Source organism: Tsukamurella soli (assembly GCF_039541155.1).
GTDB lineage: Bacteria > Actinomycetota > Actinomycetes > Mycobacteriales > Mycobacteriaceae > Tsukamurella > Tsukamurella soli.
This window is the reverse complement of sequence record NZ_BAABFR010000026.1, coordinates 36,660-58,677: the sequence shown is the minus strand read 5'-3', so window position 1 is coordinate 58,677 and position 22,018 is coordinate 36,660. Positions and strand designations below refer to the sequence as shown.

The 22,018-nt window shown below is 63.8% G+C and carries 31 protein-coding genes and 1 tRNA gene; 12 read left to right on the top strand and 20 right to left on the bottom strand.

What is annotated here, in order from left to right; all coding sequences use genetic code 11:
* Positions 1-123: 123 nt before the first annotated feature.
* The 7 genes from ABD908_RS10605 to ABD908_RS10575 form a co-directional block, all read right to left on the bottom strand.
* Entirely contained in the window at positions 124-615 is a 492-nt protein-coding gene (locus ABD908_RS10605) for a hypothetical protein (RefSeq protein WP_344994895.1), read from the bottom strand.
* 12 nt (positions 616-627) lie between these two features.
* Positions 628-1,611 (bottom strand): major capsid protein, encoded by a 984-nt coding sequence (locus tag ABD908_RS10600; protein ID WP_344994892.1) that lies wholly within the window; start codon positions 1,609-1,611, stop codon positions 628-630.
* Between the two features lie 68 nt (positions 1,612-1,679).
* Complete coding sequence (locus tag ABD908_RS10595; RefSeq protein ID WP_344994890.1) at positions 1,680-2,279, bottom strand: hypothetical protein; 600 nt, start codon at positions 2,277-2,279, stop codon at positions 1,680-1,682.
* Between the two features lie 67 nt (positions 2,280-2,346).
* A complete protein-coding gene (locus ABD908_RS10590; RefSeq protein WP_344994887.1) occupies positions 2,347-3,507 on the bottom strand; it encodes a VG15 protein in 1,161 nt (386 codons plus the stop codon).
* Between the two features lie 32 nt (positions 3,508-3,539).
* On the bottom strand, positions 3,540-5,048 hold the full coding sequence (locus ABD908_RS10585; protein ID WP_344994884.1) for a phage portal protein: 1,509 nt from the start codon (positions 5,046-5,048) through the stop codon (positions 3,540-3,542).
* The gene (locus ABD908_RS10580; protein ID WP_344994881.1) at positions 5,045-6,493 is read right to left on the bottom strand and encodes a hypothetical protein; all 1,449 of its coding nucleotides are present in this window, start codon (positions 6,491-6,493) and stop codon (positions 5,045-5,047) included. The genes ABD908_RS10585 and ABD908_RS10580 overlap by 4 nt, the downstream gene beginning before the upstream one ends.
* Positions 6,486-6,836, bottom strand: a complete 351-nt coding sequence (locus ABD908_RS10575) for a hypothetical protein (protein ID WP_344994878.1) — start codon at positions 6,834-6,836, stop codon at positions 6,486-6,488. Before ABD908_RS10575 ends, ABD908_RS10580 begins: the two co-directional genes overlap by 8 nt.
* A gap of 1,023 nt (positions 6,837-7,859) precedes the next feature.
* On the opposite strand from ABD908_RS10575, the gene ABD908_RS10570 reads away from it, so the two are divergent.
* The 12 genes from ABD908_RS10570 (at position 7,860) to ABD908_RS10515 (ending at position 13,137) form a co-directional block, all read left to right on the top strand.
* Positions 7,860-8,129: a hypothetical protein gene (locus ABD908_RS10570; RefSeq protein WP_344994875.1), complete on the top strand. Its 270-nt coding sequence runs from the start codon at positions 7,860-7,862 to the stop codon at positions 8,127-8,129.
* A 103-nt stretch (positions 8,130-8,232) separates the two neighbouring features.
* The gene (locus tag ABD908_RS10565) at positions 8,233-8,502 is read left to right on the top strand and encodes a hypothetical protein (RefSeq protein ID WP_344994872.1); all 270 of its coding nucleotides are present in this window, start codon (positions 8,233-8,235) and stop codon (positions 8,500-8,502) included.
* A gap of 41 nt (positions 8,503-8,543) precedes the next feature.
* Positions 8,544-8,900, top strand: coding sequence for a hypothetical protein (locus ABD908_RS10560; protein ID WP_344994869.1), 357 nt, complete (start codon positions 8,544-8,546; stop codon positions 8,898-8,900).
* Positions 8,893-9,069 (top strand): hypothetical protein, encoded by a 177-nt coding sequence (locus ABD908_RS10555; RefSeq protein WP_344994866.1) that lies wholly within the window; start codon positions 8,893-8,895, stop codon positions 9,067-9,069. Before ABD908_RS10560 ends, ABD908_RS10555 begins: the two co-directional genes overlap by 8 nt.
* A 27-nt stretch (positions 9,070-9,096) precedes the next feature.
* Entirely contained in the window at positions 9,097-9,312 is a 216-nt protein-coding gene (locus ABD908_RS10550; RefSeq protein ID WP_344994863.1) for a hypothetical protein, read from the top strand.
* A 103-nt stretch (positions 9,313-9,415) separates the two neighbouring features.
* Positions 9,416-9,655 carry a hypothetical protein gene (locus ABD908_RS10545; RefSeq protein ID WP_344994861.1) on the top strand — a complete coding sequence of 80 codons (240 nt, stop codon included), beginning with the start codon at positions 9,416-9,418 and terminating at the stop codon, positions 9,653-9,655.
* A 10-nt stretch (positions 9,656-9,665) separates the two neighbouring features.
* A complete protein-coding gene (locus tag ABD908_RS10540; RefSeq protein WP_344994858.1) occupies positions 9,666-9,929 on the top strand; it encodes a hypothetical protein in 264 nt (87 codons plus the stop codon).
* Between the two features lie 199 nt (positions 9,930-10,128).
* The gene (locus ABD908_RS10535; RefSeq protein WP_344994856.1) at positions 10,129-11,133 is read left to right on the top strand and encodes a DNA translocase FtsK; all 1,005 of its coding nucleotides are present in this window, start codon (positions 10,129-10,131) and stop codon (positions 11,131-11,133) included.
* Positions 11,134-11,143: 10 nt separating this feature from the next.
* Positions 11,144-11,398 (top strand): hypothetical protein, encoded by a 255-nt coding sequence (locus tag ABD908_RS10530; RefSeq protein WP_344994854.1) that lies wholly within the window; start codon positions 11,144-11,146, stop codon positions 11,396-11,398.
* A gap of 181 nt (positions 11,399-11,579) precedes the next feature.
* Positions 11,580-11,855, top strand: coding sequence for a hypothetical protein (locus ABD908_RS10525; protein WP_344994852.1), 276 nt, complete (start codon positions 11,580-11,582; stop codon positions 11,853-11,855).
* On the top strand, positions 11,852-12,250 hold the full coding sequence (locus ABD908_RS10520) for a helix-turn-helix domain-containing protein (protein WP_344994850.1): 399 nt from the start codon (positions 11,852-11,854) through the stop codon (positions 12,248-12,250). The genes ABD908_RS10525 and ABD908_RS10520 overlap by 4 nt, the downstream gene beginning before the upstream one ends.
* Positions 12,247-13,137, top strand: coding sequence for a hypothetical protein (locus ABD908_RS10515; protein WP_344994849.1), 891 nt, complete (start codon positions 12,247-12,249; stop codon positions 13,135-13,137). Before ABD908_RS10520 ends, ABD908_RS10515 begins: the two co-directional genes overlap by 4 nt.
* Before the next feature lie 401 nt (positions 13,138-13,538).
* Here ABD908_RS10515 and ABD908_RS10510 read toward each other — a convergent pair whose 3' ends face one another.
* From ABD908_RS10510 to ABD908_RS10450, 13 genes are all read right to left on the bottom strand, one after another.
* On the bottom strand, positions 13,539-14,093 hold the full coding sequence (locus ABD908_RS10510; protein WP_344994847.1) for a hypothetical protein: 555 nt from the start codon (positions 14,091-14,093) through the stop codon (positions 13,539-13,541).
* Positions 14,094-14,196: 103 nt separating this feature from the next.
* The gene (locus ABD908_RS10505) at positions 14,197-14,451 is read right to left on the bottom strand and encodes a hypothetical protein (protein ID WP_344994845.1); all 255 of its coding nucleotides are present in this window, start codon (positions 14,449-14,451) and stop codon (positions 14,197-14,199) included.
* Positions 14,448-14,954, bottom strand: a complete 507-nt coding sequence (locus tag ABD908_RS10500; RefSeq protein ID WP_344994842.1) for a VIT1/CCC1 transporter family protein — start codon at positions 14,952-14,954, stop codon at positions 14,448-14,450. Before ABD908_RS10500 ends, ABD908_RS10505 begins: the two co-directional genes overlap by 4 nt.
* A 1-nt stretch (position 14,955) precedes the next feature.
* Complete coding sequence (locus tag ABD908_RS10495; RefSeq protein WP_344994839.1) at positions 14,956-15,261, bottom strand: HNH endonuclease; 306 nt, start codon at positions 15,259-15,261, stop codon at positions 14,956-14,958.
* Positions 15,248-16,522, bottom strand: coding sequence for a glycosyltransferase (locus ABD908_RS10490; protein ID WP_344994836.1), 1,275 nt, complete (start codon positions 16,520-16,522; stop codon positions 15,248-15,250). Before ABD908_RS10490 ends, ABD908_RS10495 begins: the two co-directional genes overlap by 14 nt.
* Positions 16,519-16,773, bottom strand: a complete 255-nt coding sequence (locus ABD908_RS10485; protein ID WP_344994833.1) for a hypothetical protein — start codon at positions 16,771-16,773, stop codon at positions 16,519-16,521. The genes ABD908_RS10490 and ABD908_RS10485 overlap by 4 nt, the downstream gene beginning before the upstream one ends.
* A complete protein-coding gene (locus ABD908_RS10480) occupies positions 16,770-17,039 on the bottom strand; it encodes a glutaredoxin family protein (protein WP_344994830.1) in 270 nt (89 codons plus the stop codon). Before ABD908_RS10480 ends, ABD908_RS10485 begins: the two co-directional genes overlap by 4 nt.
* A gap of 106 nt (positions 17,040-17,145) precedes the next feature.
* Entirely contained in the window at positions 17,146-17,544 is a 399-nt protein-coding gene (locus tag ABD908_RS10475; RefSeq protein WP_344994827.1) for a beta-sandwich lipoprotein, read from the bottom strand.
* Positions 17,537-18,061, bottom strand: a complete 525-nt coding sequence (locus tag ABD908_RS10470) for a hypothetical protein (protein WP_344994825.1) — start codon at positions 18,059-18,061, stop codon at positions 17,537-17,539. The genes ABD908_RS10475 and ABD908_RS10470 overlap by 8 nt, the downstream gene beginning before the upstream one ends.
* Positions 18,058-18,195: a hypothetical protein gene (locus tag ABD908_RS10465; RefSeq protein WP_344994822.1), complete on the bottom strand. Its 138-nt coding sequence runs from the start codon at positions 18,193-18,195 to the stop codon at positions 18,058-18,060. Before ABD908_RS10465 ends, ABD908_RS10470 begins: the two co-directional genes overlap by 4 nt.
* A gap of 250 nt (positions 18,196-18,445) precedes the next feature.
* Positions 18,446-18,516: transfer RNA gene (locus ABD908_RS10460), tRNA-Gln, on the bottom strand.
* A gap of 197 nt (positions 18,517-18,713) precedes the next feature.
* Positions 18,714-20,285 (bottom strand): glycosyltransferase, encoded by a 1,572-nt coding sequence (locus ABD908_RS10455; RefSeq protein WP_344994819.1) that lies wholly within the window; start codon positions 20,283-20,285, stop codon positions 18,714-18,716.
* A 25-nt stretch (positions 20,286-20,310) separates the two neighbouring features.
* Positions 20,311-21,858 (bottom strand): TROVE domain-containing protein, encoded by a 1,548-nt coding sequence (locus ABD908_RS10450; RefSeq protein ID WP_344994816.1) that lies wholly within the window; start codon positions 21,856-21,858, stop codon positions 20,311-20,313.
* Between the last annotated feature and the right edge of the window lie 160 nt (positions 21,859-22,018).

Genomic DNA, 22,018 nt, shown 5'->3' with positions numbered 1-22,018 from the left:
CACCAAGAAGGTGCTCCTCAGTCGGGTGGAACAGCAGGTGTGGTAACCGCTATTCTCCCAGCTCAGGGCACCTTCTCTCATCAACGACACGGCCCGCCAACGAATTTCGATGAAAGGCTGAGGCTAGTACCCCCACGGACCCGCGACGTATGGAAACGGAACCCCGTCGACATCGCGCACATACTGCGTGTCACGACGCAACTGCCACAGGCGCAACCACTCCGGGTCACGTTCCGTGGAGATGACACCGATGTTCTGACGGTCCCGGTACTTCAGGATCTTCGACACCTCGGTGGGTGTGAACACGTCCACCGAGGCGGCCGATGCGAGTGGATCCAGCTCCCGCTCCCCTGAGAACGGCCCCTCCCGCTTCTGCTCACGCCGATAAGCCGACGGGTTTCGGTAGATCCTTTGCGCTGCAGCGAGAATGATGGCGTGCACATCCGGTGGGATCGCTCCGGGCGCCCACTCGGGACGCTCGGCAATCGTAATGGCATGTGCAGACACATCCTCCAGCGCGCCGACCGCGCGACCGTAACTCACCGGATCCGCCTCGGAGTCGAAGACGACCCCGAGGCGCATCCCGAGCTCATCCGTAGTGGCGAGCTGAATCATCAGCTCCCCCTGCTACGAACCGTCGAGGCCCGACAGGCTGCCGGTGTAGGTCAGCTGCACCGCTCGGATGAACTGCGACGTGGTCTGCAGGTCGCCGTTCGAGTCCAGGATCGGGTTACCGTAGTCGTCGACCAGGATCACGTTGTCGGGGACGTACGCGCCGCCCCAGTACGTGTTGAGGATCGAGCGGTCCTTGCGGTAGGTGGAGCTGTAGTCGCGCATCCATCGCAGGGCGACACCTTCACCGTTCTGCGACGCACCGAAGGGGACACCGGCAGGCACCAGCGGAGCGATGTTCGCGGTGACGAAGGCCGTCTGATGGAACAGGTACGCCGAGTTGGCGTCGATGACGTTCGACAGGTGCACCGGCATACCGCCCAGCAGGCCGATGTTACCGTTGCGCAACGCCATCGAGTCGCCGGCCATTGCGGCGTTCGTGAACTGCTCGTTGCTGACGAGCGCGGCGTAGACGTTGGGACCCACCACAAGGGTGCGGTCCTCCTGCGGAACATTGTTCTTGTTCAGGTATGTCTGCGCGACGACGAACGCCTGGTAGATGTTGTCGTCCGAGATCGTCACCGTGTTCTGATACGGCGCGGTCTCGATCAGCTGCGCCAGATGCGACTCTGTGCGCAGTGCGACCGACTTCACCTGCGGCACCAGGATCTCGCGGCCGAAGTTCTGGATGTCCAACAGCAACTGCTCGTCGGGCAGCGGAACCGCGGACGAGATGTCCGTAGTCAGCTGAACGGCGACGCTCGTCTGCGCGATGGTGTCGAGCTCCAGGGGCGTGTTGTAGTCACGGAGCTGCCGATCCCGGGCGATGGCGACGCCATCGACGCGGATGGTGACCGTGTCATCGAAGGCGTACTGGAACTCGGACGCATCCATGCGCCAGACGAGGCTCGGCAGCACGATCTGACGGAGAAGGACGCCGATGGCCGTGTCCACCACGACCGTCGGCTTGATAAAGCTGTTGGGATTGATGTCACCCATGCGATCCCCCCGAATCGGTTGTAGGGCTTCTGGATGCGTCCCCCGACACATTCAGATGGTTTGAGAGGTCACCTACCTCGGCGACCCTGCGTGCGGATCGTGTGACCGTGGCCCATGACCAGATTCACGCGATCCTCGCGGTCGAGGGACTCCACACTGGTGCTCTCATCAGCCTTGCCGCCGCCCGTCAGCTTCTCCGCCGGCTGCCGGTGAGGTGCCGGATCTGGCTTCGATGCTGTGGCTGCGGAGAACATCTCCAGCAGGTCGTCGGCGTCCGCCTCCAGCTCCTCAGGGGTGCTGCCGGTCAGTCGCTTCGCCTGTTTGGCGTTCAGACCCTTGTTGAGAGCGGTGGTCAGCCGTAGGATCTCGTGCTCCGAGGTCTGCTTGCTGTTCTCCACCTCCAGCGCACGCTTCTCTGCGAGTTCGGCGCGCCGGTTGGCCTTCTCGATCTCCGATAGCTTCGCCGCCTCGGCCTCATCGGCCTTCTGCGCCTTCGCCTTCAACTCCTCGAGCCCGTCGGGGCCCCCGAAGTCCTTGAAAAACGACTTACGCTGGTCGGCGAGACGCTTCTCGACGATCTTGTTGACCTGGGACTCGGTCAGGGTCTTCTCGACCACCTCGGGCTGCTCACCCTCGGTGTTCTCGACACCCTCGTCCTCGTCTGCCATGTGTGGTTCCCCCCTTGGGATCCGGTGGATTCCCCCGCGCTCACGTCGTCACCGTCCGACATGCGGGTTAGTGAGCTACCAGGTAGCTCTCCAGGCGCTTGATCTGCGCCTGGTGGTATTCGATGGCACCCTCATGCCCCTCGGGAGCCGAGAGGAGGTTCGCCAAGCCGGTTTTCAGCATCGGCAGGATCTGCTCCGCTGCCACGCGGCGTTCCACCGCGGGATCACGCACCTCCGGTAGGGGAGGTGGGGTTCCGCTGTCCCAGAATCGACGGAAGGCGTTCAACGCGGCCTTACCGTGCAACCCCTTCGTGGTGTCGCTCCACAGCTTCTTCAGGTTCTTGTTCTCGGCCTGGAAGGACTGTGGTTCGTTCTTGAAGACCGGCCGCAACGTGCATCGACAGTTGTTATGCACCGCTGCAGGTACCGCGCTCTCCGAAAGATCATTCACACCCGAGGTGAACGTCTTACCCGTATTCCTCGACCGTGTCGCGTAGCTACCGTCAGGTAGGCGCTCGGTCGGGAACGTAGACTCCTTGAACACCGGTCCGCGGGAGGCTAATACGGCACAGAATGCACAGCATCCCGGCTCCGTCACGCGCTCCCACCCTTGGATCGTCTTGTCCAGGTACTGATGTTGGAGGACGACCTTCCGGCCACCGGTGAGCGCCATCCGTGTCGCCACCCCTTGGGCGGACCGAAGGCCATCCGTCATAGCGACATTCGTCGGTGCGGGCATCCGCTCCAACGCTGCGTTAGGCCCCGCCAGATCCATGATCCGCGCGATGCGCCCAGTGTCAGGCGCACCGGCGCGGATCACAGCCCCCCCCACAGGGAATCGGTCACCCACCGGAGCCATGACTTCTGGCTGCGACGGAAGATGAAGCGCTGGTAGCGGTTCGGCCTCAGGATGCACCGCCGCGCGGAGTTCGCGGACGAACTGATCCGCAGCCACCTGCGACTGCTCATAGGCGTCCGCGACCGCCCGGGTCGCCGCCGTGGTGAACGCCGACCCCGACCGTGGGATGTCCCGCATGTCGACCCACTGCCACTGTTGCGCCAGAACCTGATTCAGCTCGTCGGCGATCTGCGACTGCCGTGCTACATGCTGACCGATGATGAAGTGGCCGAGAAGTGCTGCCGCCGCGCCTGTGCGCAGTAGGTCGTCGGAGGCTTGAGACGTATTGTCCGTAACCTCTTGGAATGTCCGCGGATTGCTCCTAGTCATTCAACACTTCAATCCTATCAAGTGGGTTCCGGTCAGACCTGTCCACCGGACCCCATCTTGTTCTCCTCGGTCATCACCGCGAGATCCGAGGACACCTCCGTGTTCAGCAACGCGGTCAGCTTGTCGCCGTTCAAGATCATCTCGCCCCACTCCTCGATCTGCGTCTGCGTGACATTCGGGACCATCGCCCAGAGCGCCTGCTTCGGGATGCCAAGCGACAAAGCCAACTTGCCGAGAGCGTCGGCGGCCTGCGCCAACGAACGCACGTCCATGTCCTGCCAGCTCACCGCAGCCTCATAGTCCTGCGCCGCGGCCTCGTCGCCCTCCAGGTGCGCCACAAGACGCATCAGCTGGGCATGGGATGTGCCGAACGACACCTGACGCTGAGCGATCTTCTGCGTCAACGGAGCTCGCGCCGCCGCGATGGCATCTGCAGCCAGATTCACCACCTGGCCGGTGAGAATGTGGCTCGGCACCTGCGCCAGGGCCGACAACGTCTCGATGTCAGACTGGTTCGCAGTGATGAACTGCACCACATCGGAGGCATCGAGCGTGCCCACCTTCGCCTCGGAGTCGGGTATCGCGAGAATGTCAGCCTGCTTGAGTCCCTGCAGCTTCCGGTACGTCGACTCCAGGTTCTGAACCGCGTCATCGTCAGCGAACTCCGACATGCCGGTGATGTACCGAACACGCCACGACGCGAAATGCTGCGTCAACAGACGGTCGAACACCGTCTTGTCGATACGCATCGCTACCGGAATGAACGGCTCGACCTCACCCGGCGCGTTGCCCTCCAGGTCCAACTCGTTGGCATACCGCACCACCGGGCACACACCCGCCCCATGTGGGACCGAGCTGACATACTCGAACCTGGCACCATCTGCACCCAGCAGCAGCATCTTGTGCTTGAAGGTGTCGTCGTACAGATAGACGATGGCCTGCGTCTTCTCCGGGTACCCCAAGCCGGTGTTCGGCGCCCAGGTGACCTCCATGCCATAGCGCGGCCACTCATCGTTCGCCTTGTCCTCGTATACAGCGTACGAGTCCAACGGCGAACGGCACCGCACCACCGCCTGATTCGAACCGGAAGGCCCCACACCGGGCAGTCCGAAGGCGTACGAGTAGCCGTACCCCAACGCGGCCTTGTATAGGGCTGTCTGCTTCGACGGCATTCCGTTCGCCAACCACGTCTGCCACGCACCGCGGGTGTCCGTAGCATTCTGCGGAGACGTGTAACCGTCCACGAACAGCGCCTGCGCCACTGTCGTCACAGCCAGCCCCAACCAAGGCGTGCGCGACAGCTCCAGCAGTTGCGTCAACTCCCGGGTCGCTGCCCGCGGCAGGATCGGCCGCTCCTGATACCCCTTGAACCACATACCGATACGGTGCAGACGCTCACGCTCCGTCAGAAACTGCGGCCACATGATCTTCCGCGTCATCCCGAGGATCTCCTCGGTGCTCGTCAACGCATCCGGCCCCATGAAGACCATGTCCTGCAGCGTCTCGAAGGGGATCTCATCCCCTGTAGCCATCGTGCTCATGCGTAAAAGACCTTCCCCGAACGCTTCTTGACCGGCCTGCCGACCGAGAAGGCGTGGAGTGCCATCGTCGAGGCGACGAGCGGTGAGATGTCGATCGACATGTCGCGCCGACCCCACTTCCACCTGGAATCAGGGTCGGACTTGTTGAACGGCAGCTTGATAGCAGTCAGAACAGCCGTGTGGAGAACCCCATCGTCACGGTGTTTCAGCGTCGACTCCATCGTGGCATTGAAGAACTGCCCACAAGCAGCCCCCACACCCCCCAGGGATGTAGCCTCCGCCTCCACACCGAGTCGCGTGAGCTCCGGGGCGATCGCCGAAGCCTGCGAACCACCATCGAACGCCACCGCACGCACCTTCCGGCGCTCCGTGATCCCCCGGATATACTCCGGAATCCACTGCGTACCCATGTCTATATGCGCGCGCTCAATGGTCAGCAGACCGTTGGCATTCTGGCCGGCGACGTAGACAGCTCCGTGCGCCTGATTCGGTGAGACGTCGAATCCGATGGCGATGTCCCCGACGATCTGGTTGACGCCGTCGATGTTGTTCATCCACACGCCTTCCGGGATCGCGGCGTCGATGTCCGTGGAGGCCCACATGCCCAGCCGTTCGCGCGCGAACCGCTCAGGGCCACCCGGAAGATCCTTCAGGGCACGCCATTCCAGCTCCAGTGTCTCCAAGTCCATGCGGATCCCCAGCGCAGGATTGGTCAGATACCAATTCTCGATATCAGAGAGGTCGCAGCCGTCCGACGCCGCCCACTCACTGAACGCCAGCAGCTTCTCCCCGGCTAATCCGCGCTGGTGGACCTGTCGCAGAGCGTCCGAGTCCGGCATCCCCGTCGAGGAGACGTACCAGACCTGAGGGTTGGGCTTCGCCGACAGCGTCGGAAGAAGATCTGCGACCACATCTGGCGAAAGGTTGTATGCCTCATCGAAGATCACGCAGTCGCCCGCGAACCCTCGGCCCGAGCCGGAACCCCGGGTCATGAACTGCACCCGCTGCTCGGTCCGATTAGTGCCCTTACCGCCGAGAACAATGGACCGTTCCTGGTTCGACTGATAGACGTTGGTCACCAAGGCGCTCAACCGCTTCGACCGGTAGATCGCATCGACGGTGGCGCGGTGGATCTCCGTCGCCGTCTTCAGCTGATGGGCGGTATAGATGATCTTCTCCTCCTGGAGCTTGAACAGCCCCATGAGGATTCGCGCGACAAGCGACAAGGACTTGCCGTTTTGTCGAGGCACTATGAGCCCGACTTCCTTCGCCGCGAACTTCCCGTTGTCCCGAAAACCGAGAGTGTCCTGCATCAGGTTCCGCTGCCACGGATCAAGCGTCAGACCACCCATCTTCGCCAACACCACGGCCTCAAGCCCACGATTCGTCGCCGACGGCGGCACAAGATGATGCGTCGGAACCTGCGCGCCGACGCGCTCATCCATTCTCAGCGTCCAGCAGCGCCTTGAACTCAGTGTCGAACGTGTCCGCAGCCGAGCCCGTCTCCTCCAACTTGCCGAAGCCCAACGTCTTCAGAATCTGGTTCAACGCCAACGTTTGCTGCCGCAGTTCACCCAACAGCGGGTTGGCGACCTCATCACCCCGGTCATTGGTCACCGTCAGCGACAACTCGTCGTTGTCGAACATCTCGCTGATCTCATCCAGCCGATCGATGATCCGACACGCGTTCAGAACCAGCGCATACGAAGTCGCGGGAACGGTGCGCGATTCCCGAATACCCTCCCAGAACCGGCGACCGCCCGGCCCCAGCGAGGCAGGCGTATTCATCATGAAACCCCCAGTTTCATCTACGACCAGCCTATCAACCGCCCTCCGGTACCCAACGGAACCAATGCTCAGCTTCCGCTGGCCCGCTGACTCGAACAGGCGGCTCGAAGGCGAACCACGTAGCGCCCATTCAGGCATGGCGATGTGCACGATTGCGCATTTGAAATTCCCCTGGGGGGATTGAGCGCTATGCGAGTGAGGCGAGGGCGGCTCCGCGTGGGGGGTGACCCCCCACCCTTGGGGCGCCGGCGTCGCACGCGGGCCCGGGGTCTGCGCTGGTCACGGTCTGGGGTCTGCCGTGGGGGCGCCGGCGCGTCGGTGCCTATCCCCCGGGTGACCAGCTGCTCACCGTTCCGGGCCCTACCGTCACAGTGACGTATCTGTTAGGTCGTCGGGTGCACCCCTGTGACGGTGGCGTGTGAGCGTGTGAGCAGCTGGTACGGCCGTGGGTCTGCGGCGTGTGCGCTGGTCACGGCCCGGCTGGTCACGGGCCGTGACGAATTAGGTGCGCGCATCCCCTTGCGCCCTCCGGTTGCGCGCGATACCATTGGTCCATGACATTCTCCCCCGCCCCCGCCCCCGCTGGCAGTCTGTCGCGTGCCGCTGCACGTCTGGCTGCCATGCCTCACGTCTCTCTCGAGTGTGTCGCGCGTGATCCGCGTGTCACTTTCTCGCCGTGCGCTGGTGAGCGCACACCGGGTCTGCTGCCCACGGACGCACGTCGTGTCCAGTCGGTGGTCATGATCTGCCGTGCGGCGTACGGTGTCTCCGTCGTCACGGAGCGTGGTGACTACCCGCGCCGCCCCCGTCACGCCAAGCACTGACCTTCTATAGCGCGCGTCCGACATGGCGGACGGCACGCGGGTTCGACCCCCGTGGCGCGCACGACAGCTGCACATGCCCGTGCGAGCTGCATTCCCACCGAATCGGGTGATTCCCCATGGCTACCGTTGCCGTTGGCGTGTTCTTCCTGATGCTGGCTGCGATGATCGCGGCTGCATCTCAGGCGAATCGAGTGCACGCATGAAGGTCTACTACCCGCGCGTCCTGATGGATGCCACCGATACGCCATACAACAACACTGCACAGCGCCTGATCGAGGCTATCGCGTATGAGGCTGCATACGTGGATACCACGTTGTGTGAGTTGGACGACGCACTGAGCGATGTCGACGCGTCTGACGATGACTCGACGTCCACACTCGATGAGATTGAGGCCATTGCTGCCGTTGAGGGGTGGCGGATCGAGTCGGATTCCGACTATCCCGGCCTGTGGTGGATCGAACGCTACTGATCCACCAGCGCGCAACGGTTGGTCACGTGAGTTCGATTCTCACGGCGCGCACTACCGGTCTGTCGTCCGACGGCCGTTGTCCTGTCTCAGATTGGAGCCCGTCATGCCACTGAACCTCAAATTGACGCGCGAACGGTACGACGTCGAGCTTTCTCACCGTGCGCTGGTCGGTGGCGAGAAGTTCCAGACGTACGAACGCAAGTCGTGGTCGCGCCGCACGCTGCAGCGTCACGTGAACGCCTTGGCGCGTGAGGCATACGACCGTAGCGGCTATGTACGCGACACCACTCAGATCGACGGCACCGTGATCTTCGCGCGCTACTGCTCCGGCGTGGTCAACGAAACCATGCTCACCATTCACGACTTCGATTGATCCACTCGCGCGCAACGGTTCGGTTGCCACGGTTCGATTCCGTGGGCGCGCACGTTCTGACACACACCACACTCACCGATTGGGGTACAGCCATGTCCTTGCCGGCTTTCTGCATCGACGGTTCCGCGCGCACGTTCCCGTGCGCGGGTTTCGCCGAACCGTGGAATGGTTTCGCCGTCCCGCTTGTCTCGGCGCAGACGTTGTACGACTTCATCGCCGAGCTCAATACGCTGCAATCGGACGTGGTCTACGGCATCGCGCGCGCGGAAGACAGTATGACGCTGCTGGACATGGCGTCCGACGGTGGCTGCAACGACATGCTCGGATATTTCCAGCGCGTCGCACCTGACCTGTATGCCGTCGACGGCTTCCGGCTTTGGGTGGTCGACCATGAGTGAGCCGCGCCCGGTATCGCTGCAGGAGCTCGGTACCGCGTGGTGGTACTACGCCGAGTTCAGCGACGGTTCACGCCGCTCTATCAGCTATCCGGAGCTGAAGCGCCGCTACGGCATAGAGCCACGGCAGGACATGCCTGTAGCGCCGTGGGAACCACCACCACGCCGCTGAACACCGAACAACAAATTGGAGATAACAATGATTGACCTGACACCCGAAAACATCGCCAAGATCACGAACGGTAACAGAGTTATTCCGCTCGATACCCCATTTCCGCCCGCGCCCGGGGTGCGCCTGTATGGCCTCACCGACACGGATCAAATAATCCGCGTGATGACGGATAAGCACCTAAGTGATGTGCGCCTCATGTGGGTGGGCGGGGGACTCACCGAATATCTGGCATCCATCGGCTGACCACGCCGCTGACTCACCTAGCGCACAACGGTTCACCTACGGGTGACGCGGTTCGATTCCGCGTGTGCGCACGCAATTCCCCTCAATCCAATCGGAGGCAATCATGTCCATCAAGGTGATCCCCTTGCGCGCCGGACGCGCTGACGTCACGGTCGACGGGCGCCACGTCGGTTTCGTCGAGCGTCACGACGTCGACGTCTACGACCGCCCCGGTCACATCAAGACTTTGCATGGCTGGCGGTATGTTCTGCCGTCGCAGATGGCGCAGTGGTCCGCCGGCGACGCGCTGATGCTGCCGTTACCGACGCGCCGCGCCGCGGTATCCGCCCTCGCGGGAATGTGAGGAATCAAAAATGCGGGTAACCAACCGTGATCTGTACCGTGCGTTCGAGCGTTGGGTGGTCGCTGGTAGGCGTGTCGGTGCGCTGAACCCTGATACGCGATACGCGCTCGAGTTCGGTAGCAAGACGAACGGTGTCTCGTTTCATGTGGTCACGGTCGACGCGGACAACCGTCGCCACGTAGAGCGGAGCATTGTTCCGCCGCTGGGATTCACGACGCGCTCCACATTCGACGTGCTCACCGCGATGACGCACGCGTGGGGGATGATTCCGTGAGCGCCACCGTGTAGAAGCGTCTGACCCACCTAGCCCGAACGGCATACACCACGGTTCGAGTCCGTGGACGGGCGCGCGCAATTCCATCCCCGCACACAAGAGCGACTAGCAGACAGTAGGAGACATATATGTCAAACTGTGCCGACGCCTACGCGCCGATCAATCAAGCACCTGATGTATGCGATGTGGCGGTGCCACTGTGAACGTCCAAGATGCGTTGGCCGAGTTCGGCATACGCGCCGAGCTCGCCGGCGTCACTGAAGGCCCACAGGTGATCCGCTACGCGCTGAAGCTGGCACCCGGTACACGGGTGGCGGCATTCAAGGGTCTGACTGAGGATGTTCAGCGCGCGCTGGGTGTGGATTCCGTGAGGCTGCTGTCGCAGATCCCCGGCACCAGCTATGTGGGTGTCGAGGTTCCCAGGGCTGAGCGGCAGGTCATTCCACTGTCTGAGGTGGCCGTGCACGACCGATACGGCGTCACCCTGGGTGTCGGTGTGGACGTCGACGGAAACACCGTCCTGATGGACTTGGCCGACCTTCCGCACCTACTCGTGGCCGGCACCACCAACTCCGGGAAGTCGAGTTTCCTCAACTGCGCTTTGTGCCAGCTGGTGAAGCGGAAAGACGTCGCCCTATTCCTGATCGACCCCAAGCGCGTCGAGTTCGCGCCGTACCGCGAACGCGCCCACTCCGTGAGCACTGACGTGTTCGAGGCGACCGCGGCACTACGGCAGGTGACCCGGCTGATGGACCAACGGTACGAGCGGCTGGAAGCTGCTGGATACCGGAACATCTCCGAGTACAACGCTGCGCAGATCGCCAGGACTGAGCCGATCTGGCCGCGACTCGTGGTGGTGGTCGATGAGCTTGCGGACTTGATGATGGACGCGAAGAAGGTCATCGAGCCGCTGCTCGTGCGTCTGGCGCAGCTGGGACGTGCCGCCGGTGTGCATCTGATCCTGGCGACGCAGCGACCGGAAGCGAAGGTGCTGACCGGTCTGATCCGCGCGAACGTGCCGAGTCGACTCGTGTTCACCGTCGCCAACCACACCGATTCCGGTGTGGCGCTGGACCGCACCGGCGCGCAGAACCTCACCGGGAGGGGCGACGCCCTGTTTCGTCCGGTGGGATCACGTGAGCCTGTGCGGCTGCAGGTGGCGTGGGCGTCCGACGCTGATGTACGTGAGGCGGTGCGTCAGTAGCATGACCATCATGGAACTGTCCGAGTTCGCCGATCTGGGCCGAGAGCGCATCGAGGCGCAAGAGTACCTGGAGCATCTGTCCCAGCAGGTCGCGGACAAGGTGTACGAGTACGCGATCTGGTGGCGGCAGTGGAACATCGACCACGGGTTGCCGCCGCAGAAGTGCGCCAACCAGACCGAACTCGCGAAGACGCTCGGCGTCCAGAAGGCCACCATCATGCGATGGGTCGACAAGGGAGATGCCGAGCACGGCACTCAGGTCTGACCCGACATCGGTTGGCGCCCCATCTCATTCGTGAGGTGGGGCGCCTTCCGTCGTTTCAGGGATTGGTTCCGAGATTTCTCGGCAGACCGCTTGCATTCTGTCGCACTTTGCGACATACTTGATGCAGAGCGCGGGACAGGCACCAAGGCCACACCCGCCACCCACCAAAGGGGAGATCACCATGAACGCCAACACCACCGCCCAGCTTTTCCCCGTCGAGCTGCGCATCGACGACGCCGGGCACTGGGACTACCTGATCGTCGTCGGCGGCGGCAGCGAGGACAACGAGCACGCGAAGCCTGTCGCCGACGGCGCCGTGAGCGTGTGGAACGACGACACCGAGGCACTGGACCTGTGGATCGCCGTCGCACCGTCCGAGGACCGCGCACCGTACGACGACGCGCTGCGGGCCGCCGGGTTCGAGCCCGTCGGCGACGACGCCGCGCGCCGCGCATGAGCGACGACAGGCTGACGGCCGCCGAGGTCCGCGCGATCCGCGAGGGCCTCGGCGTCACCGCCGAATGGCTCGCCAACCACCTCGGCGTGCAGACCCGCACCGTGCAGCGGTGGGAGTCGGGCCAGTCGGCCGTGAAACCGTTCGCAGTCGCCGCGATTCGGCGCCTAGAAGCTCACGCGGAGGAGGAGGTTCGGCGGTTGACCGAGGCGTATCTGCGCGACGGCAGCAAACATGCCGTGCTGTTCATCGAAGCCGGCGGCGTGGATTCGGTGCAGGATGCGCCGATGAGTGGCCTGCGCGCGATGGTGGAGGACGGACCCTCTGGATGGCAGCGGATGATCGCGTTCCGCGTCCGCCAGCAGATCCCCGGCCTGCGGATCATCGACACGCCATGAGGCCGCTGCGCGCGGTCTCGATGCCCGGTGTGCGTGCTGACCTGGCCGCCGAGTTGCGCCGGGAGACGCGCGTCTACCGCGAGCACCACGGCGAGGCCCAGGTCGAGCGCATCGCCGACCTGTGGCGTCGGCAGGCTGAGGCGATGGCAACCGCGTCACTGTGGTGGGTGGCGCCGGACATGGCGACGCTCGCCGCCGATACCGGCCTCTCCGGCGACGAACTGCCCGAATGGGACCGGGACACCGAATCACGGACGGGCCTCCTCGTGTGGGACGGCGGTCTACCGATCCGCGTGCTGAACCGGACACGCCGCGGCGACGAAGCACTGGTGAGCATCGATGCGGTGTCGTGGGCGCCGATCCCGCAGTGGTCCCAGGACCCCCGCATGGGCGGTGTGCGGATCGAACTGTGGACCCGCGTCGGCGCGGGAACGACCGGTCCGCTGGAACTGATCACCGTCAGGTTCGGTGACGGTCGAGACGATACGGTGCCGGTGGGCGACGAGATGGTGTCGCCCGAGTACGCGGTCTGGCGGATTCTGTGCGCGACGATGCTGCTGTCCCATCAGCCGAAGGTCGGGTCGACGCGCCCCGCCAGCTATGCCGCCGACGGGGCAGCGAAGGACACCCGCACGCGGGAAGTGCCCGAGGTGACGGTGATCGACCTCCGCACGGTGCGCGACTGGACCATCGGCCCCGACGGCACAGCTGCCGGTGCCGGCCGCGACTACAGCCACCGGTGGATCGTGCGTGGGCACATGCGCACGTATCACGTCGGCCCACGCGGACAGCAGAGGGCCGAGAGGCGGTGGATCGCGCCGTACGTCGCCGGGCCGGAGGGAGCGCCGTTGATCCCCAGAGAGCACGTGTGGGTGTGGCGCCGATGATCCGCTGGTCGGTGCCGAGACGGCGGGTGACGGCCGATCTACCGCGCCGAGAATGCCTCCACCGGAGACGAATGGAGTGAGGCTTCTGGGACCTCACAACATGTGGAGATGCGTACCCCCGGTACACGGTCGTCCGGCCGCGTCCGAGGGCTCCGACTTCCCTAGTCTCAGCGAAAAGGGCATCGCCTAAAGTATACCACCGGTCATGATGACCTGAGCGTGGTTGCGCCACAAGGGAATACTTAGATTTCGGGAATTAGCCGGTGCGGCCTTTTCGTCATCGAGTGCACCAGCGCCACGATCGACGTCCGCTCCGACGGCGTGAGCAACTCCGCCGCCTCGGGGAGCTGCACCGCGAGCATCGACCCCCGACGCTGCACCGCACACATTTCCGTCGGTCGCTAAATCGCCGTTGCTGGCGTCTTCCAACTGAGCGGCATCGGCCCGAGCTTGTGTGCCTTGCGCACCATCTCGGGCCGATCCGTCCCGATGATCGACTGGCCGTCCTCGTGATCGACCAGGCTGGGCAACGTGTACGCCACCGGGATCTTGTGGCTCGCGAGCCATTCCCCCATGCGCTCGTCGTAGGGACGGCGGATCTCCGTAACCCCGTCGAGCATCGGCTTCACTATGTCCGCGCGCAATGCCACGCCTACACCCCACAACAGGCCGGGATTCGTCAACCAGACGTTCCCGGCCTGTTCTGCTGCCAGGAGTGCGCGGATGATTCGCCGACCGAGTGGTCGCCCCGTACCGACGTAGAAGCTCACTGCGACGCTAGGGGCGTAGGCCAGGGCGTCCGCGGCGCGGTCCAGGAAGTCCCGACATGGGACGGCATCGTCCTCCAGCACGATGAGCCAGTCTGCGTCCGAGCGGTCTGCCAGCTGGTGCCACGCAAGGTCGTGGTTGACCAGTGATCCGCGGGCGCCGGTGTCCATCGTGATCTGACCATGCACCTGTTCGCCGAGCTCCAGCGCAGCATCTGCGCGGTCGACATGGGCGCATATCTGGACGTCTACAGTTGGCCGAGTTCGATGCGTAGGTGCCATATCTGCACCATCAACTTTCGTCGCTCTGGACTACCGATGGGGTAGTTTTCAGCGTGCTCGTAAAGCCCTCGGAGTTGCCGGCGGATGGTCCAGCGCTTCCACCAGACCCGAACGGACTCTTGGATGCGTACCATTCCTTCCCCTCCCAAATAGGCTGCCGTGCGATGCCTTCGTCGCCGACGCGGCGTTCGAGTGCGGTCAGCCGGTTCTCCGCCTCGCGCAGTCGGCGCAGCACGTTCTTCATTTCATTGTTCTCGCGGCTCATGCCACCACCCCTACGATGTGTCCGATTCCGTAGCTGACGGCCATCGCCAGTGATCCGCCGAGCACGATGCGCAGCACTGCGCGCTCAGGTTTGGTGTCCGTTCCGTGCGCTGCCGCGTAGCCGGTGAGCGTCAACGCGACGAGGGCGGCCAGGAGGGTCACCCAGCCACGCAGATACGCCGGCGAGACGATCACCGACACCGCGGGCACCAGACCGCCGAGCGTGAAGCTCACCGCCGAAGACAGGGCGGCTTGCACGCCTGAGACGGTCGGAGCCTGACCGGCGGCCAGCTCCCCGTCCCGTTGGGCTGCGACGCTCACCCATTCCCCTAGCGCCATGCTCAGAGCGCCGGAGACGATCGCTGCCACCGACGCCAGCACCAGGTAGCCGCGATCACCCGTGGCTGCAGCTACACCGAGGAGTAGTCCGCTGACGCTGACGATGCCGTCGTTGGCACCGAGGATCGCGGCACGGAGTCGATTCAGGCGAGAGGTGAGAGTCACGTCACCACTCCGTCAGGTTCGGCTGGTCGTACCCGGCACGAATCCTATTGCCGCGCTTACGATTACACTCGGCGTGCACCAATCTGGTGTTCAAGGACTCCTGCCGACGCGGATCCCCCGGCGCCAGCTGCGACAACGGGATGATGTGGTCCATGTGCGGATACAGCGGACTGCGCCAATCGTCGAAGACGAACGCCTCACCGCAAAGAGGACATGGTGTTCCGGCCGCCTGAACCTGCTTCACCAGCTTCGCCCGCTGCTTCTTCCATCGGCCATCCGACCGGCCCGCGCGCTTACTCATCGACATGGGCAACCCTCCACGCCTTGTATCGAGGGTTGTCCTCGAAGATGTGCTCGCCGTACTTCTCGTTGAAGATGCGAATCTGTGCCCACATCAGATCGTCCTTATCGGATGCGTGCTGCAACGTCTGAGACCCCAGGTGCGTGACCTGCGCGAGGGGTACCAGCATCGGCTGCACGCCGATCTCCTTCAGCTGAGCGACCACGCAGTTGTCGCTGGCCCAGAACGACACGCATTCGTCCCAGCCGCCGACCTTCTCCCAGATCGCGCGCTCACTGAGGAACGCCCACCCGCTGAAGTGGCGCCCGACCTGATCGCCCCGGGTGTTGCGCCGGATCATGCGCTGACGTGGATCACGCGGGCACTTCGGTGACACCACAGGATGATTCGCCGCCAACAGACGCCTGAGCCATCCGGCGCCGAACAGGAGGTCGTTGTTGGCGACCATCACCCACGGCGCACCACCCATCCGAATCCCGCGGTTAGCCTCGCGGTTGTAGTTGAACGCCGGCAACTGAAGCACCGTGGTGGCGCGCTCGTACTCGATGTCAGGCTGGCCCTCCATCACGATCACGTTCACCCGGTCCGGCCGCGCCTGGTCTATGCAGGTGTCGATGGCCTTCTGAGTCATCGCCTGCTGCTGCTCGGTCTTGCCATTGGAGAGGATCACCACATCGGCGAGATACGGCGCCTTCGCGGCCGTCTCGCTCGTCTCGTCCGAGAAGTCGTAGTGGTACAGCACTCGGGGGATCTGGTGCTCCGTCTCCAAGAGCGGAAGCAGATTCCGGGCGTAGTCGGAATCCTCGCCGAAGCTCTTGTCCGGGAAGCCTGCCTGCATCGCGAGCTCACGCTTGACGGCCATGAGGTGATTGGGCAGCCGTAGGTATTCGGTCGCGGTGTTTCGGTCCGAGCGGAAGTCCTTGGAGTACCGGCAGACTTTCGGCTTGCCGCCGTTGAGACTGACGCTCGCGCGGTAGCAGACCACGTCCGCGTGGGACTCGATGATCCCGTCCAGGACGGACTCGAGCATATCCGGCTCGATGCGATCGTCGTCATCGACGAACATCACATACTCACCTTGCGCGATGGAGACGAGGGACTGCCGTTTCCGGCCCACCGTCATACCTTTGGCGTCGGTGAGAACCAGGATCTCCACCTCGTCGGCATCCAGCATCAGATCCCGCTGGCGGAACAACTCCTCCTCCATGCGGACGCAATGCGTGTCGTACCTGGTGTCCGTGGAGAGCATCAGGACGGAGAGCTTCATTCCTCGCACTCCTGGCAGACATGCGCGCCGCAGTGCACAAGCAGCCCGTTCGTGGCCCACGGCGACTGCTTAGTGGGTGAGAAGCGCACCGATCCGCCGCAGTTGTTGTCACCCCTGATGCCGACCAAGAGCGTCCAGGCGTCGGGCCAATGCATGCCGCCGCTCGGGCAGTCCTCCGTGGTGTAGCTGACGAGGTTGCAGATGGCGGTGTCCAACGCACTCATCAGATCCTCGAACTTCTCGTCGGTCACGACGCCTTCTCCTCCTGCGCGAGATGCGCCTTGATCCTGTGCGGCACGTTGCCGAAGAAGACACCCACCGGGTCGCCGTCGATCACCGTCACCGGCGTGGAAGGCTGCTCGCCGGGCCGGAGGGTGCGCCAGTACTCCATCACGTCCTCCAGTGCCTGCGGATCCTCCTGAACATCCCGGACCTCGTACGTGACACCGAGATTCGTCAGCAGCCGCTCCACCATCCGGCACTGCTGGCACAGCTTCTGCGCGTAAACCACCGTCATCCATGTCTCCTCTGCATATGAGGGAGGGCTGACGCCATGCCCAGCGTCAGCCCTCCGACTACCCATCCCTAGGTATCCCGCGTATCAACCGCACGGGCGCGGTGGTCTATCGAAGCTCCACATCGGGCAGGATCGACTCGGGCTTGAAGTTCACCTCGTACTGGTACTTGTTCTCCGGCACGGCTTCCAGCTGCTCCGAGAAATAGGTGACGTTGTCGCTCAAGTGCTCGATGTGCTTGAGGTACTTGTTGTCCCCGACCTTGCAGGTCACCTCGACCTTGGTGGTCTCGTCATCGGTCGAGCACAGGCCGGTGATCTCCAGGATGTACTTGTCGGTGATGCCGTTGTAGAACACGACCCTCCGCTCGATGCGGAAGTTGTCCGCGTCGTTGGAGATGTTGTGCGACACCACCTCCGCATCGCTGGCCTGCTGCCCGCAGGCGCCCAGCGTGAGGAGTCCGGCCGCGAGCGCGACAGCGGCGATGGTCTTCTTGAGGTCAGGCATGGTTCTTCGTTTTCATCTCGGCATAGATGGAGTCGGCGAGACGCTGATGCTCCGACGTGGAGAGCCCTTCGCCGCGGATCTTCGTGGTGGCCTTGTAGCAGGCCACACACCGGTTGCGCCCGTACAGGTTCCAGTCCTCGACAGCATGGCCGTACTTGCAGGAGCGCGCCGGTTCGACGGGTACCTCGACAGAATCCTCGACCTCGGACAGACCCTGCTGAATGGCCTCGTCGAGCTCGGGTGCCAGCTGGCGCCACTCCAGGTTCGCTGGTGCGCGGTTGTCCTCGTTGCCGTCGATGAAGCCGAGGATCCCATGCGGTGTACCAAGGAACGCGCGGGCGATCAGCTCGGCCACCAGGTACTCGCGGTCGTCGATGACCACCTTGCGCCCGTGGACGATACGCGCCGGAAACATGCGGCGGATGCGCCCGTCAGTCCATCGCGCCGGCACTCGTAGACGTCCGTAGGTCGACGCCTCGAAGACGCCGATGCCCACAGGCTTCCACTCCTCGGTCATTCAGCCCTCTCCTCAGGATGGATGGCCGACTCGCCGGCAGTACGGGTCTCGCGGCGTGGGCGGAGTGGGCCGATGTAGCGGTCGCCGAAGAACTCGTAGTTGCGTCGCTCGCGACGGACGAGGCGCTTCGCCATGATGATCTCCCTTGGGTTTGGGCCAGCTCGGCGCCCTATACGGTTCGCACTGCCTGAATGGAGCTGGGGGTTCTGGTCGGCTCGTCGTAGTCTGGATGTCAGGTAGCTGAGGAACCGAACGTTATTGGGCCGCTAGTGGGGTGGGTGACGGGGGGACCTAGGGCCGCCTGTAGAAAACGGGCGTCGAGGCTTCTACGGGCCGAGATGATGGGGCGTTTTCATATGGGATGCACAAACGTAATGGCCCCAGCTCGCGATCAAGGACTCGAACCTCGACTTCTGGAACCAGACCCCAGCGTCCTGCCATTGGACCAATCGCGATTGAGGGGGGGCGACCTTCGGTCGGCCTATGAGGCGTAGTGTGAACGGCCCCCAAGTTTGGCGTCCCGACGCGCGCAGCTGCACCCTCTGCCCGATTGGCGGCGTCATGGGATGCGCTTTGGCCTGTCTCAGAGCCGTTCCCGCGCGCCGGGACCAACACGGCACCATACGATGCCGTGGGTCTCAGATGCGATCCATCATCGCTTCCTCTCATCGACGAGTCCGCCCATCGCAGCGCGCTCACCGGTCGCTGCCCGGTAGCGCTGCGCTAGACGGTGATTCATCTGGAATGCCTGACCAGCCCACAGCCGATTGATATGGTCGATCCCGCGCTTCCCCGCACCGGGCCGTGCGTGCCACAGATGCAGGATGTCGGCCTGGGCCACCTCATGCTGCGCATACAAGGTGTCCAAGGATGTGAGCATCGCCAGATCCTCCACACCCCAACCCTTCATACGCGGATCGAAGCCACCCACCCGGAAGAACGCCTCAGTCGGAAGGACCATCATCATCGCGCCGTACTGGTGGCCGTAGTTCACACCGGACATCGCATCCGGCTCGATCCACTCCGGTGCCGGCGGCGAGGACGCCCAGTACGGCGCCTTCGGGTCGGTGTCCAGGATCTCCAGCGTCGCAGGCAGCGTCAGCCGGTACAGATGGTTGTACGGCATCATCCACAGCTTGCGTCCCGACTGCACGGCCGTGTCGATCTTGTCGACAGTGTCCTGCAACCGGTCTGGATCCATCCATGCATCGGCGTCCATCACCACGAAGACCCGACCGCGAGCTCGGGAAGCGCCCTCGTTCACCGCGCGTGCCTTCGAGAAGACAGGGCTGTTGTCGCGGCCGATCACGATCTCCGCGTCCGGCATGTGGGTGCGCCAGTACACCTTCAACCACTCCCACACGCGGGTGCGGTACTCGTCCTGATCCCGGAACGGAACGATGAAGCTCACCTGCGGACGCCGACGGCGACACACATGCCACCACTTCGGCTTCCACGGAGTGGGCAGTTCCTCGCGCTCCGGAGGCAGGGGTCGACCGATAGCCACCTGCAGTGCCGCCCACAGCTGCTCCTGCACACGCTCCACCACCTGCCACGGAGCGGTCCACATCTCACCGAAATGCGGGTCGCCATCCGGGTAGATCGAGGCGTAGTCGCGGAACTTGAAGTCCCGATCCTCCTGCGTATGCTGGAACTTCGGGTGCTGGTACGGACCGACCGTCAGACGCTCGGCCTGCCGCGGGATGCCGTAGGCATCAGCCACGACCAGTCCATGCAGGCTCGACGAGATGATCTGCCGGCACTGCACGATCTGCTGCACCACATCCTGCACATTCCCGGACGGGTCGATCAGCTTCCCATGCGGGAAACGCTGAGCCAGCGTGGTATCCGACCAGTGCGGGATCACACCGAGGTCGTACACCGCATCGGACTGCTGAACGAACCGGGACACCAGCAGTCCCAAGTCACCCAAGACGGCCTGTCCCTGGTAGCCGATGACACGGTTGGCCGTCAACTTCCCACGGAGTGCCAGGATGCGCGCGTTGGACAAGTCCACCCGCGTCTCAGGCAGGAGGATCCCTGCACCGCAGACAGTCCCGGCGAACCTGGTCGGTAGGTGCTCGAGGATGGAGCCGACCATGACGAGCTCGGCCGACTCGGGATCGGAATGCTCCCAGTCGTCGACACCGAGCTTGCGCAGCAGGAACTCGTTGATCTGGTCACCGAAGTTCTTGGTGCCCTTCCACCAATACGTGGATCTCACGGTCGGCTCTCCCCCTTGTGGTGGATCACGCTTCCCAGGGCCACTTCTCGGACGTGTTACCCAACAGGTCGATCAGCTTGAACGCCGAATCCGAGAGGCTGGCGATCGTGACCCGGTTCTTACCGGACGCCTGGGCGGTCGCGTAACCGCCGAGGTTGACGGTGATAAGCGGGGTCGTGTTCGGAATCACTGAGCCGGGATCAGCGATCCGGACGCCGAACAATGAAGCGCCCCCGTACTGCTCATCGGTGATGATGACAACCCGGTCGTGCCCCTTGAACCAAGCCTGCAGCGTCCCTGCGGTGTCGGTGCCACCGAGGTTCCGTGCCGACTCGACGGCGTTGATGAGGCTGGCACCGGGCTTCAGTTCGATCCGGTAGGCGTTGTTGCCGTACGCCACGAGGTCGGCGTGTTCTGCACGCTGCGCGAGGGCCGTACCGAACAGGGTGGCCTTCTCGGCGTTGGTGATCGTCTCGCTGTAGCCGAACATCGAGCCCGACCAGTCCATCAGGATCAGCGTGCGGCCCTTCAGTGACGGCACGTTCTGCAGCGTGTGATGCAGCCCGATCTCCAGCGGCTCGTGCCAGCGCACATTCGGCGCATTCTTGTACGCCGTGAGGAACCGCATCGGCAGCGCGCGGGACTTCGCGATCTCGTCAGGGTCGGACAGCTTCGCCTTGACGATGGCCACCGACTCCGGCGAGATGCCGTTCGTGTCGAAGTTGCGGAGATTACGCATGAGAGCGAAAGCTCCCATCGACGGGATGATCGCGTCCCACAGCTCACCGGTCCACGGGCCGTTGACGATGGAAGGGATGTCCTCCCAGGTCATTCCGGCATTCTTGAGGTGGTCCGACAGGGTGCCGTTCTTCGCCCAGTTGCGGATGAGGCTCGCGTCCACGCCCCGGATCCAGCGGTTCGCGCGGATCATCGGCAGGGTGCCCTGCACGACGTTGGCCTCGTGGTGCCGGTCGTCGAGGATGTACTTCGCCAGCACACCGTCCATGTCCGGGTGGGTCAACTCGATGACGTCGGCGAAGCGCAGCGCGGACTTCTGGCTGTCGTACTTGAGCCAGTTCCGTTCGGTGTACATCTTGCTCACCGCGTCGGCGACACCACGCTTCACCGGCTTCGGGATGCGGCGACCGTGCTCAGAGATCCAGTACGCCAGAAGCTCACCCGGCTCATCGGGACGCGCGAGGACCGCGCGGATGATCTCGCGGTTCCCACCCTGCTCGCCCGCGTCGAGACGTGCCTTCACCGCCTCGCAGGCGAGGATCGCCGGGCCGGTGCGGAGCATCGCGTCGTGGCGTAGCCAGTGCAGGAAGTCCCGCGTCCACTTCGGGTCCGCGACCGCGACCTCCTTCAGGAGTGCCGTCTGGCGCGTACGGAGGTTGGACGCCGACTCGTAGAACTTGTCGACGGCGAACGACGTTGCAGCTGAGACGAACAGCTCGGACTTGGCGTCGCGCTTGAACCCTTGGGCACCGTTGTGGTTGACCTGCTTGATGCCGGTCGACTGCACGGCGGAACGCTGGGGTGCGCGGACGGTGCCGGAGTTGAAGCGTGACATGGGGAGTCCTTCATGAGAGGGATGGGTGAAGCGTTGTACGCGCGAGATCAAGGGCGATGTTCCAAGACGTAGCCGCTCTGCCTGTTGAGCTACAGACCGAAGTCTGACGGGACTCGAACCCGCACCCGCTCCTTGACATGGAAGTAAGGAACACCTGCGC